The organism is Gilvimarinus sp. 2_MG-2023 (assembly GCF_030547685.1).
GTDB lineage: Bacteria > Pseudomonadota > Gammaproteobacteria > Pseudomonadales > Cellvibrionaceae > Gilvimarinus.
This window is the reverse complement of sequence record NZ_JAUOQM010000048.1, coordinates 411,067-425,740: the sequence shown is the minus strand read 5'-3', so window position 1 is coordinate 425,740 and position 14,674 is coordinate 411,067. Positions and strand designations below refer to the sequence as shown.

The window sequence follows — 14,674 nt, the reverse complement described above, 5'->3', positions numbered from 1 at the left end:
AAATTGAGTCTCAGGCGGAGTATATCATTAGAATCTGCGGCTTAATGAACATCACGGATACAGTTGCCGCGCACTTTAATGCGATGTGAGTTGAGTCGCTGAGTGTGAATCAGCCCCCCCTGAGGTGACTGCTGTTCAATATACAGTTGTTTAAAACGGTATTTTTGCCAATAAAAATTAGCCACTTGCACGGCGGCGGAGCCTGTTGCTGTATCTTCGCCAACGCCGTACTGAGGGGCGAAGTAACGCATTTTGGGGTGCTGAGTATTTCCTACCACCAAAATGAGGGCGCGGCCCGACAGGGCTGTCAGGCGACGAGCGAAGGGCTGTATTGTTCGCAAATTGGTGTTGTGTGTTAATTGAATCAGGCAATATTCTTGGGGGCCGCCGCAGTAGCGACTATCAATAATAGGCGCAGGGACCACCCAGGACCAAAACTTGGGATGTTTGGCGGGTGAAATAGATAGTGGTTGGTCAATGTAATAAGGGCCCGTGGTGTCACAGCCAATCATTAGAGGGCCGCTATCAGTTTCAATATTACAGGCAAAGTTGTGTCCGAGTTTTTGTTGTAAGGCCCGGGCTAAGGCTATCGAGCCCGAGCCGCAGCGTTTTACCTTGTGGTTTCGGTCGAAATGGCTGACCACAATGTTGGTGTCAGCATTCGCATCAGTGTAGTTGTTTTTATTGTGGCGAGCTTGGGTAGCCACCACCCATTTACCATTAGGGTCGAGATGCGGTGGAGTGTCTTCCGTAGTAAATACAACATTATGGCAGTTGCCCCCGCTGCCATTACTGGTGCAAAAAGCCCGATACTCCTGTTGTTTAGTGGGCATATTGCAATAAATAAACGGCGAACAGTTTGTCACTGTCCAGCCATAAGTGGTGCTTAACCCAGCCAGATTGTCTCGCCAACTCGGTAAAATCATCGGGTTTAAATTTATACGAATTTTCAGTGTGGATACTCTCACCGCGGCTGAACTCAATCGTGTGGCCGGCAATATTTACTTGCTGTTCTTTAAGGCTACGCAAATGCATTTCTATGCGGCCGACGGTTTCATTGTAAAAAGCGTGGTGGGCAAAGTTATGCAGCTTAAAGTTTCCGTCGAGCTCACGGTTAATACGTTCTAAAACGTTTTTATTAAATTTTGCAGTAATGCCTTTGGGGTCGTTATAGGCTTGATTGAGAATGGTTGGGGGCTTTTGGGTGTCCACCCCAATCAGTAAAAAGCTGCCAGTGCCCAGTGTGGTGCCGGCATTGCGCAAAAACACTGAGGCTTGTTGTGGGGTAAAGTTACCGATGGTGGAGCCAGGGAAAAATCCTAACCGCGTGCGTTCGCTAGGGTGCAGCGATAGAGGTTTGGTGAAATCATGCACACAGGGGTGAATGCTTAGCTCGCGGTATTGAGACTCCAGCACTCGACAAGCGCTTATCAGGTGCGCCTCACTGATATCAATCGCGGTAAAGCTGCGAACATTTTGTAGGGAGCGCAGCAGGGCGCCTACTTTTCGCAGTGAACCCGCTCCGAACTCAACAATTTCCAAGCCCCGGGGTGCGTTGCCGGTAAAGTAATTGCCCAAATCTTGAGCAACGGTGGGCAGCATGGCAAGTTCTGTGCGGTAGGGGTAGTACTCTTGCAGGTCGCAAATCTCGTCAAAATATTCAGACCCTTGTTGATCGTAAAAATATTTGGGCGACAGCGTTTTTTGATCTTGGCTTAAGCCCAGTATTACATCGGCTAAAAATTCATTATCGGGTAATTCTCTTGCGTCACGGCTTTCGGCGTATTGCATTGTGGTTTCCCTGAGTTATTAGTGTGAATCAATGGTTATTTTTAGCAGGTCGTACACCGCTGAACTGCCAGCGTTGGTGCGGGTGAAAAAAGTTGCGATAACTGTGACGCATTTGAGTTTGCGCCGTTGCACAAGAACCCCCACGAAGCACAAATTGATTGGCCATAAATTTACCGTTGTACTCTCCCAGCGCACCTTGCTCGGCGCTAAAGCCTGGGTAGGGGGCATAGGCACTGGATGTCCACTGCCAGACATTGCCAAACAATGAAGGCTGTGTGGCTGGACCTGGTTGCCAGTGGCCACTCTCGGCAAATTCTCCTTCGACTGTACGGTTTTGCTGGCGCGCGGCGTATTCCCATTCAAATTCGGTAGGCAGGCGCCAGCCGGCCCAGCGGCAAAATGCATCGGCCTCATAAAAGCTGATGTGACACACCGGAGCGGCAGGGTCTAAAGGTTGCCAGCCGTGCAAGGTGAACTCTTGCCAGTTTTTATCCTGAGGGTGCCAGTACAGAGGGGCTTGCCACTGTTCACGTTGGGCGAGGTCCCAGCCGTCACTGAGCCAGGGGCCGGGCGTTTGATAGCCGCCATCTTGAATGAAATTTAACCACTCGCCGTTGCTGATGGGCAGATCCCGTAAAGAGAAGGCAGAAATAAACACTTGATGAGCTGGTGCTTCACAGTCGTAGTGAAACCCAGCGCCCGAGGTACCAATCGTCGTTAATGTTTCTGGGTAGGTGCAAAATTGCGGTTTAGGTGATGCTTTAATGGTTTTAAGCGCATGATTGGGCACAATGTCGGCGGCTGGGTTTAGCCATAGCGCGTGCTTGATGTCGGTCAGGATCAGTTCTTGATGCTGCATTTCGTGGTGCAGCCCAGTGGTTACTAAGGATTGTATCTTGGGGCAGTCAGGTGCCGCGAGTAACTGTTCAATAGCGACATCGACATGGTGGCGAAAGTCGAGCACTTGAGAGAGACCGGGGCGCGAAAGCAAGCCGCGTTGCGCGCGAGGGTGGCGCGAGCCCACAGCGTTATAGTAAGAATTGAATAAATAGTTAAAGTTTTGCTGAAAAACGGTGTAGTTAGGGCAGTGAGGTTTGAGGATAAACTCTTCAAAGAACCAGGTGGTGTGCGCCAGGTGCCATTTGGTAGGGCTGGCGTCGGGCATAGATTGTAGCATCATGTCCTCAGCACTAAGCCCGCTGGTTAGGGCTAAAGTGCGGGCACGCACAGCGCCGAATTGTGCTGCTATCTGTTTATTTACAGGTTCTGTGCATTCATAGAACATCCAATGCTCTCCAGATAAACATGAAAAATCAGCATAGGACACAATCGTGACGATTGAAAGTGATAGAGGTGACAGCGAATTGAAATGACAGGCATAAAAAAAGGCCCATAATAATATGGGCCTTTTAATATTTTGGTACCAGAGGCCGGACTCGAACCGGCACGCTTTTAAGGGCGGGGGATTTTGAATCCCCTGTGTCTACCAATTTCACCACTCTGGCAAAGAGGGCGTGATTATAGCAGCGAGTTTTGCGCCGTCAACTGCCAATTTGCACAATACTGGCAACTGTTGCGCATTTAAGCTAATCTTGCGCGCCTCGACTTAATCAATCGCTTATTAATTATGCAGCGCCAGCAATTCCACTACGACTTACCCGATCAATTAATCGCCAACCATCCGGCAAAAGAGCGCCGCGATAGTAAACTGTTATCGCTCGATGGGGCTACCGGTGAACTTCAGGATCAATCCTTTGCCCAATTGCTCGATTGGGTGGAGCCGGGTGATTTAATGGTATTTAATGATACTCGGGTGATACCCGCGCGATTATTTGCGCGCAAAGAAACCGGTGGTTCGGTAGAAATACTGGTGGAGCGAGTATTGTCCGAAACTCGAGTTTTAGCCCATACCCGAGCCAGCCGCTCACCTAAACCCGGCAGTTGCCTGCACCTCGAAGACGGCTCCCAGCTCAAGGTTGTAGGTAGAGAGGGGGCGTTGTTTATTCTGGATTTTGCCGAGTCGGTGGTACCTGTGTTGAATCGGGTGGGGCATATGCCTTTGCCGCCCTACATTGATCGGGCTGATACAGAAGAAGACCAAGAGCGTTATCAAACTGTATACGGTCGTCGTGAGGGCGCGGTAGCTGCGCCTACAGCGGGTTTGCATTTTGACCAAGCCATGCTGGCTGAGCTCAAAGCGATGGGGGTTGAGCAGGGGTTTGTGACCTTGCACGTTGGGGCGGGGACGTTTCAGCCGGTTAAAGCCGATAATATCGAAGATCACACCATGCATACCGAAGTCGTTGAGGTCGGTGCGTGTGTGTGTGAGCAAATTGCCGCTACCCGGGCGCGCGGCGGGCGGGTGATTGCGGTGGGGACCACATCGGTCCGAAGCCTAGAGAGTGCCGCTAGAGCTCACGGCGGTACAATAGCGCCCTTTCAGGGAGAAACAGACATTTTTATCTACCCCGGTTACCAGTTTAACGTGGTGGATTGCTTGGTCACTAACTTCCATTTGCCCGAGTCGACGTTGCTGATGCTAGTGTCGGCCTTTGCCGGTTACGATAATGCTATGGGCGCTTATCGCCACGCGGTGCAGAAGCAATATCGCTTTTTTAGTTATGGCGATGCCATGTTTATTCAGCGCAATCCGGCGCCCGATGGCCCGTAGTCGGGGCCTTTATTAATCCTTATTTATGAAAAAACGCAGAAAGAGTACAAATATATGACCCGCCAGTGCCAGATGAGTTTTTCTCTAAAAGCGTCAGAGGGGCGCGCCCGTCGCGGCGAGCTGGTGTTCCCGCGTGGCAAGGTACAGACTCCGGCGTTCATGCCTGTGGGTACCTACGGCACCGTAAAAGGCATGGCACCACGTGATATTGAGGAGATTGGAGCCGAGATAATTCTGGGTAACACCTTTCATCTGATGCTGCGCCCGGGGACTGAGGTGGTTAAAGCTCACGGTGATTTGCACGATTTTATGCGCTGGAGCGGCCCTATATTGACCGACTCAGGTGGCTTTCAGGTTTTTAGCCTAGGAAAAATGCGCAAAATTACCGAAGAAGGTGTGGCTTTTCGCTCGCCTATTGACGGCAGTAAAGTTTTTATGGACCCAGAGCTCTCCATACAGGTGCAGCGCGATCTAGGCTCGGATATTGTGATGATTTTCGATGAGTGCACACCGTACCCGGCCACCCCTGATGAGGCGCGGAAATCGATGGAGCTATCGTTGCGCTGGGCACAGCGCTCTAAAGATGCCCATGGAGACAACCCTTCAGCACTTTTCGGCATTGTGCAGGGTGGAATGTACGAGCATTTGCGCACGGAGTCTCTCAAGGGCTTGGTCGATATCGATTTCGATGGCTATGCCATTGGTGGTCTATCGGTGGGCGAGCCCAAAGAAGACATGCTGCGGGTGCTGGAGCACTTAACCCCCGAAATGCCCGAAGAGCGCCCCAGGTACCTAATGGGTGTGGGTAAGCCGGCCGATATCGTAGAAGCCGTTAGGCGTGGTGTCGATATGTTCGACTGTGTGATGCCTACTCGCAACGCCCGCAATGGTCACTTATTTACCAGCGAAGGTGTGATTAAAATTCGCAACGCCAAGCATCGATACGATACCGGTCCTTTGGACTCAACGTGTGATTGCCACACCTGCAAAAATTTTAGTCGCAGCTATTTGCACCATTTGGATAAATGTGGCGAGATATTGGGTGCCCAGCTCAACACAATTCATAACTTGCGTTACTACCAAAACCTGATGAGCGGTCTGCGCAATGCCATAGAGCAGGGCTGCCTTGAGCAGTTTGTGATCGATTTTTATCAGAGCCAAGGGCTCGAAGTACCACCAGCGCCTGAGTAACATTCATTGTTGTTGCGGGTAGTTTCGGTATAATCCGCCCCCGAGTAGGCCTAGGGACTTGAGATAAGGGCAATCAGTCCCATATAGGTTCGAACAAAGAAAATAAACGCCTGATGCCTCCCTTTGGTTGTTTCAGTGCTCACGATGGACTTTCGTATGTCAAACCGCTACCCGATTTGGAAGTATCTGCTGATTGTCGTTATTGCGATACTTGGTTTTATTTATGCTGTACCCAACCTCTATCCACCCGATGATGCGATTCAGATTTCCGGTAGCTCCGGCGATATGGTGATCGGTGCCCCGATTTTGTCTAAAGCTGAAAAAGCTCTAACCGAGGCGGGTGTTGAGTATTTTGACCCGATTCAGAGTGAGCGCAGCGCCCAGTTGCGTTTTGCCAGCGGTGAGGCGCAACTACTCGGTAAAAAAGTGGTTCAGCAAGCGCTGGGCAGCGAATACGTTGTTGCGTTAAACCAAGCGCCTACCACGCCAAGCTGGCTCGTATCTATGGGTGGTGAGCCCATGAAGCTGGGGCTCGATTTACGCGGTGGCGTACATTTTCTGCTCGAAGTCGATGTCGATTCGGCCATTGCCAAGCGTCAGGAGACCAGTGCAGAAGAAATGAAAGACAGCATGCGTGAGGCGCGAATTCGCTATTCGCGCGTTACTCTTGATGAAATGACTATTGTGGCGGAGTTTCGCAGTGAAGAGCTGCGCGACCAAGCCATCAGCCATTTGCGCAGTGAATACCGACAAATGCTTTTCAATACAGACGCTCCGCAAACCGAGGGTCGCTTTGTCTTTCAGGCAAGTTTAAGCGAAATGGCTCGGCGAGAAATCGAGCAGTACGCACTGACCCAAAACCTGACGACATTGCGTAAAAGGGTGAATGAGCTGGGGGTTTCCGAGCCCATCGTGCAAAGTCAGGGGCGCAACCGCATTATTGTCCAGCTGCCTGGTGTGCAAGATACCGCCGAAGCTAAGCGTGTGATTGGTAAAACCGCGAACCTTGAGTTTCGCCTGGAGGCCGAGCGCGACGCGCTAGTCTCAACCACCGAAGCCTTCGAGTACCGAGGTTACCCGGCCAAAATCGAATCAAAAGTTATTTTAACGGGTGACCATGTCGCCAATGCCAACGCGTCGCTCGACCCTGAAACTAACATGCCACAGGTGAATATTACTCTGGACAGTTTGGGCGGCAATAAAATGAACCACGCCACCCGCTCTAATATCGGACGTCGAATGGGTGTACTGTTTATTGAATACAAAACCCGGATGAGCACCGAGGTTGACGAGCAGGGCGAGCAGGTTCAGGTTACCGAGCAGTATGTCGAAAAAGACTTGATAAACTTGGCTACTATTCAAGGCGCGCTGGGAGTTCAATTTCGTATTACCGGCTTGGATTCGCCTACCGTTGCTTCTGAACTGGCGCTGATGCTGCGCTCCGGGGCTCTGGCCGCGCCTATGTACTTTGTTGAAGAGCGCACCATCGGTCCATCACTGGGGGCAGAAAACATCCAACTCGGGGTTAAATCATTACAGTGGGGCTTGGGTTTAGTCTTATTGTTTATGTTGGTGTATTACAAAGCCTTTGGGGTTTTTGCCAATCTGGCATTGGCGGTGAATGTATTGCTATTGGTGTCAGTTATGTCTCTTCTGGGGGCAACTCTGACCTTACCGGGTATTGCCGGTATCGTCTTGACGGTGGGTATGGCGGTGGATGCCAATGTGCTCATTTTTGCCCGAATACGTGAAGAAATTAAAAATGGTGCCAGTCCGCAGGCAGCTATATCGGCCGGTTACGATCGTGCTTATGTCACCATTCTCGATGCCAACATAACCACGCTAATCGTGGCGGTCATTCTTTACGCTATCGGCTCGGGTCCGGTTAAAGGCTTTGCTGTTACCTTATCGATCGGTATTCTGACCTCAATGTTTACCGCCATTATGGGCACCCGTGCACTGACTAATTTAGTCTACGGTGGCCGTAAAAACCTGAAAAAACTCTGGATTTAAGGATTGTGGCCATGTCTTCAAAAAAAGCATTAAATTTTATGGGAGCCCGAATTCCCGCCACAGCCCTGTCCGTTATCTTTTTGGTCGTGGCTATAGGCGCACTAGCGGTTAATGGGTTAAAACTGGGCTTGGATTTTACCGGTGGCGCTCAGGTTGAGGTGAGTTTTTCTCAACCGGCCGACATCCCTAAAATTCGCAGTATTTTAAATGAACAAGGGCTCAAAAACCCCGTTGCAGTGCTGTTTGGCTCTGATACTGAGGTATTGATTCGCACTCAAGGCGCTATGTCCGAGGGCGCTGAAAATGCCCTGCAAACCCGCCTGACGGCTCAATACGGCGATGCCCAACTGGTTGCCGTTAATCGCGCTCCCAGCGGTGTGAGTGGCTATTCGCAGGAGCTACTTATCTCTGGCGTCAGTCCCGGTGAATTAAATACTAACGAGCTATTCCCGCCACGGTTTTATGGGCAAGTGGAGCTTTCTGCCAGCGAGCAAGGTGTGTCGGCACTGATCGAAAATAATCTCGACTCCGCCTATACGCAAGTGCTGCTTGAGGTGTTGGCTGAGCAGACCCAGTCCGCCGTAGAGTTGCGCCGCAGTGAGTATGTCGGGCCGCAAATCGGTGCTGAGCTTCGTGATGAAGGTGGCATTGGTATGCTGGTTGCCCTGGTCGTGGTGATGCTCTACGTGGCGGTTCGTTTTCAGTACAAGTTCTCGGTTGGAGCGGTATTGGCACTGGCGCATGATGTGATTATCGTGCTTGGTTTCTTTGCTTTGATGCGTATTGACTTTGATTTGACTGTGTTAGCGGCGGTGCTGGCCGTTATCGGTTACTCTCTGAACGATACCATTGTGGTGTTTGACCGTATTCGTGAAAACTTTCGCATAATGCGTAAAGGTTCGACTACCGATGTGATCAATGCATCGTTAACCCAAACCTTAGAGCGAACTTTTATCACCTCTTTGACCACATTGCTGGTATTGGGAATGTTGTTCGTTTTCGGTGGTGAGTTGATCAGCGGCTTTGCTATTGCACTGATTGTTGGGGTGGTTGTGGGTACTTATTCGTCAATTTACGTTTCAGCCAACACACTAATGTGGTTGAAGCTCGATAAAGAAGACTTAATGCCACCGGAAAAAGAAGGTGCTGAAATTGACCAAATGCCCTAGTGGCAGTCGGTAAATTCTAGGCGCCTATTTCATTGCGCCATGCCTAAATAAAAAAGCTCACCTTACGGTGGGCTTTTTTTTACTCTAGAATCAGCGATATGCTAACTTTAACAATGCTGTTTTAAATGAGCCAAACCATGCATACGATCAGTGCCAGTCAGACGCTCGACACCATGACGCCGGATGAGCTGCGCGACTTGGTGCAACGCTATCGCCGAATTTTCAGCGGTAGTGGATACGGTTTTTGGGAGTGGGATTTAACCAACAGTTATATCGATTGGTCGGGGACTTTTTGGGAGCAGCTAGGTTATAGCGATGAAGATCGAAAAATAGTCACCGATGCCAACCGGTTGCCTGAGTTTATTCACCCTGACGATATCGACTGTATGTATGAAGCTGTGCGGGAGCATTTACGCACCGCGGAACCTTTAAATACCTGTTACCGCATTAAAACCAAATCGGGCGATTACATCTGGACCCAGGTTAGGGCAGACTCCATACGCGATGACTCGGGTCGGGCAATGTATATTTCAGGTGTGAACTTCGATGTTACCGAATTAAAAAACGTCGAGGCGGCCCTGCGCGAGAGTGAAGCGCGACAGGCGCGAATTATTCAAGCCTCCAAAGACGGTATTTGGGAGTGGTACCCAGAGAGTAACGACTTCCAGTTTTCTGCCCGCTGCTGGGAGCACCTCGGCTATACCGAAGAGGATGATCTGGTTACCGCTGGCCACGATCGCATGCAAGAGTGGCTCAGCTTTATCCACAAAGAGGATGCGCCAAAGTTTAATGCTGTATTGAAACAGCATCTGCGGGGGTTTGGTCCATTTGATGTTGAGTACCGCATTTACGATAAGCAAGGCAGTATTCGTTGGATTCGGGCGCGCGGTAAGGCCAGCTTTGATGTGGACGGTCGACCCACCCGGATGTCTGGCACCAATATGGATATTACCGACATCAAGCGAGCCGAGGAGCGAGTGCTTAAAGCCAAAGAGGTGGCAGAAAAAGCAAACCGGGCTAAAAGTGATTTTCTTAACAGTATGAGCCACGAGTTGCGCACACCGCTAAATGCGATCTTAGGTTATGCCCAGTTGTTTGAGTACGATGAAAACTTGCAAGAGTCGCACAAAGACAACATTCGCGAAATTCGCTCTGCCGGCGAACACTTGCTTAAACTCATTAACGATGTATTGGATTTGGCCAAAGTTGAATCCGGAGCCGTGACCACCGCTTTTCAGCCAGTATTGGTGTCAAGGCTTCTCACTGATTGTTTTACCCTAGTGCAGCCTCAGGCCGATGCCCGAGGTATTAATTTGCACGGCGATTTTTCCGGCCTGGCGAACGCTTGTGTTTCCGCCGACCCTATCCGGTTAAAGCAGGCTCTGCTGAACTTAATGAGCAACGCGATTAAGTACAACAAGGTCGGTGGTGAGGTGGAAGTTATCCTGAGTAGCACCGAAGATAACCATTTACGGATTGCTGTGCGCGATACGGGGCAGGGCATAGCCCCTGAGCGTCACGATGAAGTGTTCCAGCCCTTTAACCGCCTAAGCGCAGAGCTTAGCAAGGTGGAGGGCTCAGGTGTAGGGCTGGTGATTACCCGACAATTAATTGAAATGATGCAAGGGCGCATAGATTTTACCAGTGAGCAGGGCGAGGGCACTTGTTTCTGGGTGGATTTGCGCAGAACCGCAGAGGCTGAAGATGTCAGCTTACCGAATGCGCTTGAAGAGCAGGAGCATACAGTTCTCTCGTTGAATGTTGAGGGGCTTTATAATGTTTTGTATATCGAGGATAACCCGACCAATATACGATTGTTGCAGCAATTTTTTAATCGCTGTGAGAATTTTCAATTGGAGGTCAGTGAGGAACCGTATGTGGGAATCTTCCGGGCCAGGCAAACTTGCCCTGATCTTATTTTATTGGATATTAATTTACCGGGGTTGGACGGTTACGATGTGCTCAGTGTGCTGCGTAACGATCCGGTTACCCGAAACATTCCAGTGGTTGGTTTGTCGGCAAATGTGATGTCGATCGATATAGAAAAAGGGCGAGAGGCAGGGTTTTATGAATATTTAACCAAACCGCTGCAAATCAGCCAGCTGGTTGAAGTGTTAAATCGTCTGTTTGCGCCGGGTAGTAAATAGTGCAATAACCGGCCTGCCATCGCTGGGCTGCTGACAGGCCGGTTGTCTACTAGCGTATATGGCCCATATGTTTTTGCACGATTTGCAGTAATGGCTTGAACACCTTAGGGCTGCCACAAACGACATGGCCGGTTTCAAAATGAGAGTTGCCACCGTTGAAGTCGCAGCTGAGGCCGCCGGCTTCTTTGATCAGTAACAATCCCGCAGCGATGTCCCATTGGTTTAGGTTCATTTCCCAAAAACCGTCAAAACGTCCCGCAGCCACATAGGCTAAATCGAGAGCAGCTGACCCCTGGCGACGAATACCGGCGGTTTGACCGGCAATTTCTTGGACCGCAGCCAAGTACGCTGAAATATTGTCCAGTGCGTAGCCACTAAAAGGAATGCCCGTGCCGATAACCGCACCGTTTAAACCTTTGCGGTTGCTGGCGCGAATACGGCGGCCGTTAAGTGCAGCCCCACGGCCGCGGCTGGCGGTAAATTCTTCACGTTTGATGGGGTCATACACCACGGCGTGTTCCAGCTGGCCTTTGATCCGGCAGGCTATGGAAATAGAAAAGTGGGGGATACCGTGTATAAAGTTAGTGGTGCCGTCGATGGGGTCAATAATCCACTCTACATCTGAATCACTGCCAGGCTGAACTCCGCCCTCCTCGCCGATAATTGTGTGATCGGGGTAGGCTTTTTTCAGGTGGTAAATAATCTCTTTTTCCGACGCTTTGTCGATTTCGGTCACAAAGTCATTGCGACTCTTTTCTTCAATGGTTACGACATCAAGGCGCTCGGTGGCGCGTTCAATGAGTTCACCGGCTTTGCGCGCAGCGCGCAAAGCAATAGTCAGCATAGGTTCCATGGGGCACCATTTAACAGAAAGCTTAAAGAACAGGGGGCGATACAGCCGGCGCAATTATAGCGAGTCAGTGCTTTGAAACCAATCAAAATATTTCCCCGCGCGTTTGAGCGTTATTATCTATCCGCTAACAGCTTAGGCCGATTTTTGCTAGAATGCCGCGGTTTTGCTGACCTAACTCTTGCCGAGGCGTCTCAATGAGTGAAAATCGACTGGATAATGTGCGTATTGTGCTGGTGAATACCTCCCACCCGGGCAATATCGGTGGCGCGGCGCGCGCTATCAAGAATATGGGGATGGGGCGACTCTATTTGGTAGCGCCAAAAGAATTCCCGGCTGAAAAGGCCGTCTGGCGCGCCGCCGGCGCTTTGGATGTACTAGATAACGCGGTCGTGGTGGAGACTCTGGACGAAGCTCTCGAAGGCTGCGGCTTTGTGGTCGGCACCAGCGCTCGCGAGCGCCGTATTCCCTGGCCATTGGTGAATCCGCGCGAGTGTGGAGAAAAGGCCATTCAAGAGGCGGGCAGTCACGATGTCGCTATTATGTTTGGCCGTGAGGACCGCGGACTGACTAATGAGGAGTTGCACCGTTGTCACTTTCATGTACATATTCCCTCCAACGAAGAGTATTCATCGCTCAATTTAGCGGCAGCCGTACAGGTTATTGCCTACGAGCTGCGTATGGCTTGGTTGGCCCATAAGGATGGCAAGGCTCCAACTTATAACGACTGGGATGTGCCGCCGGCCAAAGTGGAGGCGATGGAGCGGTATTTTGACCATCTACAGGAAACCTTGGAAAAGCTCGGCTTTCTGGAGCCCGATAATCCGCGCCAAACCATGACCCGGTTGCGCCGTCTTTACAGTCGTATACGGATGGATGAAATGGAATTGTCGATTATGCGCGGTGTGCTTACATCCACACAAAATTACATATACCATGCTGAAAATCCAAAATCCGACTCAGATCAGTAGCTCTGGGACGGGTTTTACGGCCCCGCTAAGGTAGGGGCACTTGGCACAAGGGTAATAGTTGAGTAAAATACTCAGTTATTGCAAATCAGTCTGAAATTCTATGCGATTAACCACCAAAGGCCGCTACGCGGTAACCGCCATGCTCGATCTCGCCTTGCACAGTGAGGCGGGCCCGGTGAGCCTTGCTGACATCTCGGAGCGGCAGGGGATCTCTCTGTCCTATTTGGAGCAACTGTTCTCCAAGTTGCGCCGCGAGTCGCTGGTCATTAGTGTGCGCGGGCCAGGGGGTGGTTATCGTTTGGCTCAGACCTCGGCTATGGTGTCGGTGGCGGCGGTGGTCGATGCGGTGAATGAGTCACTGGATGCCACAAAGTGTAACGGTGCCGGTGACTGTCAAGACGGTCAAATCTGCATTACACATCACTTATGGCAGGATCTTAGCGGCCAAATCCATGAGTTTCTCAGCGGTATCAGCTTAGCCGATCTGGTGGCCAGACAAGACATACAGGCTGTTTGTCGGCGACAAGAGAGCGAGCTAGATTTGCAGAACATTGTCTGCAGTGATCTCAGCTAACGGTAAGGCGACATGAACCCGATATATTTAGATTATGCCGCCACCACGCCGGTTGCGCCAAAAGTTGCCGAGGCCATGGCTCAGTGCCTGACCGAAGAGGGCAATTTTGCCAACCCGGCGTCGCGTTCACACGTGTATGGTTGGCGCGCCGAAGAGGCCGTGGAGGCCGCTCGCGGTCAGGTGGCCGCTTTGATAAACGCCGATGCCCGGGAAATAGTTTGGACCAGCGGTGCGACTGAATCCAACAACCTGGCCCTTAAAGGTCTGTGCCGGCCTGGCGATCATCTGATTGTATCCAGTATCGAACACAAAGCGGTGCTGGATGTGGCGCTCTGGCTAAAAGAGCAGGGCATCGAGGTCGATTTTGTCGAGCCCACCGCTGATGGCACGATATTGCCAGAGCGAATTGAGGCGCTGCTAAAACCCAATACACGGCTGGTTAGCGTGATGTGGGTTAACAATGAGTTGGGCACGGTCAACCCCATTGCGGATATATCTGCCCTCTGTCAAAAGGCGGGTGTTTTACTGCATGTCGATGCCGCCCAGGCACTGGGCAAGCTGCCCATTGATCTAGACGCGCTGAAGGTAGATGCGCTGTCGCTTTCGGCTCACAAGTGCTACGGCCCTAAAGGTATTGGTGCACTCTATGTAAAGCGCAGTCCCAATATCGCTGTACAAGCACAAATACACGGCGGCGGCCACGAGCGGGGTATGCGTTCGGGCACCTTGCCTACGCACCAGTGTGTCGGTTTTGGCTTGGCTTGCGAGCTGGCCGGTCAGGTTTTAACGGAAGAAACCTCTCGTATTAGTAAATTGCGCGACCGACTCTGGCAGTCGATTCGCGATCTGCCTGGTGTGCGCCTAAATGGCGAGGGTGCCGAGCGGGTGTGCGGCCATTTAAATGTAGCTTTTACCGGTATAGATGGCGAAGTTTTACTGTTGAGCTTGCGGCAATTGGCAGTATCAACCGGTTCGGCATGTACCTCGGCCAGTATGTCGCCCAGTTATGTGTTAAACGCTATCGGATTGAGCGCTGCGGATGCACTGGCATCAATTCGGATCAGCCTCGGCCGTTACACCGACGCCGACGATATTGAGCAAGCGGCAGCCCATATACGACAAGTGGTGTTGGGTCTGCAGGGCGGTAAACAGCCTCGGCGCGCCTGATGAGTCTGTTCCGTACCGATTTATACACCAGAAATGATTCAGTAAAAATAGACGGCTAAAGGCCGCAACGATTTGGGCAGCCATAGAGCTGCAAATGATTAGCACGGCAGAAACCCTGCCCACTTCACTA

12 protein-coding genes and 1 tRNA gene are annotated in these 14,674 nt (G+C 51.2%); 8 read left to right on the top strand and 5 right to left on the bottom strand.

What is annotated here, in order from left to right; all coding sequences use genetic code 11:
* Positions 1–41: 41 nt before the first annotated feature.
* The 4 genes from Q4526_RS13685 to Q4526_RS13670 form a co-directional block, all read right to left on the bottom strand.
* Positions 42–833 carry a PhzF family phenazine biosynthesis protein gene (locus tag Q4526_RS13685; RefSeq protein ID WP_215977639.1) on the bottom strand — a complete coding sequence of 264 codons (792 nt, stop codon included), beginning with the start codon at positions 831–833 and terminating at the stop codon, positions 42–44.
* Positions 823–1,791 (bottom strand): L-histidine N(alpha)-methyltransferase, encoded by a 969-nt coding sequence (gene egtD / locus Q4526_RS13680; RefSeq protein WP_215977638.1) that lies wholly within the window; start codon positions 1,789–1,791, stop codon positions 823–825. The genes Q4526_RS13685 and egtD overlap by 11 nt, the downstream gene beginning before the upstream one ends.
* Before the next feature lie 28 nt (positions 1,792–1,819).
* Complete coding sequence (egtB, locus tag Q4526_RS13675) at positions 1,820–3,076, bottom strand: ergothioneine biosynthesis protein EgtB (protein ID WP_215977637.1); 1,257 nt, start codon at positions 3,074–3,076, stop codon at positions 1,820–1,822.
* Positions 3,077–3,209: 133 nt separating this feature from the next.
* Positions 3,210–3,296, bottom strand: a tRNA-Leu gene (locus tag Q4526_RS13670).
* A gap of 122 nt (positions 3,297–3,418) precedes the next feature.
* On the opposite strand from Q4526_RS13670, the gene queA reads away from it, so the two are divergent.
* The 5 genes from queA to Q4526_RS13645 all read left to right on the top strand — a co-directional run bounded on the left by queA (position 3,419) and on the right by Q4526_RS13645 (position 10,982).
* Positions 3,419–4,462: a tRNA preQ1(34) S-adenosylmethionine ribosyltransferase-isomerase QueA gene (gene queA, locus Q4526_RS13665; protein WP_215977636.1), complete on the top strand. Its 1,044-nt coding sequence runs from the start codon at positions 3,419–3,421 to the stop codon at positions 4,460–4,462.
* Between the two features lie 54 nt (positions 4,463–4,516).
* Positions 4,517–5,653: a tRNA guanosine(34) transglycosylase Tgt gene (gene tgt / locus Q4526_RS13660; protein WP_215977635.1), complete on the top strand. Its 1,137-nt coding sequence runs from the start codon at positions 4,517–4,519 to the stop codon at positions 5,651–5,653.
* 156 nt (positions 5,654–5,809) lie between these two features.
* Positions 5,810–7,666 carry a protein translocase subunit SecD gene (secD, locus tag Q4526_RS13655; RefSeq protein ID WP_215977634.1) on the top strand — a complete coding sequence of 619 codons (1,857 nt, stop codon included), beginning with the start codon at positions 5,810–5,812 and terminating at the stop codon, positions 7,664–7,666.
* Positions 7,667–7,677: 11 nt separating this feature from the next.
* Positions 7,678–8,835 carry a protein translocase subunit SecF gene (secF, locus tag Q4526_RS13650; RefSeq protein WP_215977633.1) on the top strand — a complete coding sequence of 386 codons (1,158 nt, stop codon included), beginning with the start codon at positions 7,678–7,680 and terminating at the stop codon, positions 8,833–8,835.
* 137 nt (positions 8,836–8,972) lie between these two features.
* The gene (locus tag Q4526_RS13645; protein ID WP_303609662.1) at positions 8,973–10,982 is read left to right on the top strand and encodes a PAS domain-containing protein; all 2,010 of its coding nucleotides are present in this window, start codon (positions 8,973–8,975) and stop codon (positions 10,980–10,982) included.
* A 49-nt stretch (positions 10,983–11,031) separates the two neighbouring features.
* On the opposite strand, the gene Q4526_RS13640 is transcribed toward Q4526_RS13645, so the two are convergent.
* Complete coding sequence (locus tag Q4526_RS13640) at positions 11,032–11,835, bottom strand: inositol monophosphatase family protein (RefSeq protein ID WP_215977631.1); 804 nt, start codon at positions 11,833–11,835, stop codon at positions 11,032–11,034.
* A 194-nt stretch (positions 11,836–12,029) separates the two neighbouring features.
* On the opposite strand from Q4526_RS13640, the gene trmJ reads away from it, so the two are divergent.
* The 3 genes from trmJ to Q4526_RS13625 all read left to right on the top strand — a co-directional run bounded on the left by trmJ (position 12,030) and on the right by Q4526_RS13625 (position 14,544).
* A complete protein-coding gene (trmJ, locus tag Q4526_RS13635) occupies positions 12,030–12,803 on the top strand; it encodes a tRNA (cytosine(32)/uridine(32)-2'-O)-methyltransferase TrmJ (RefSeq protein ID WP_215977630.1) in 774 nt (257 codons plus the stop codon).
* A gap of 100 nt (positions 12,804–12,903) precedes the next feature.
* Positions 12,904–13,377, top strand: a complete 474-nt coding sequence (gene iscR / locus Q4526_RS13630) for a Fe-S cluster assembly transcriptional regulator IscR (protein ID WP_215977629.1) — start codon at positions 12,904–12,906, stop codon at positions 13,375–13,377.
* Between the two features lie 12 nt (positions 13,378–13,389).
* Positions 13,390–14,544 (top strand): cysteine desulfurase family protein, encoded by a 1,155-nt coding sequence (locus tag Q4526_RS13625; protein ID WP_215977628.1) that lies wholly within the window; start codon positions 13,390–13,392, stop codon positions 14,542–14,544.
* Positions 14,545–14,674 lie beyond the last annotated feature (130 nt).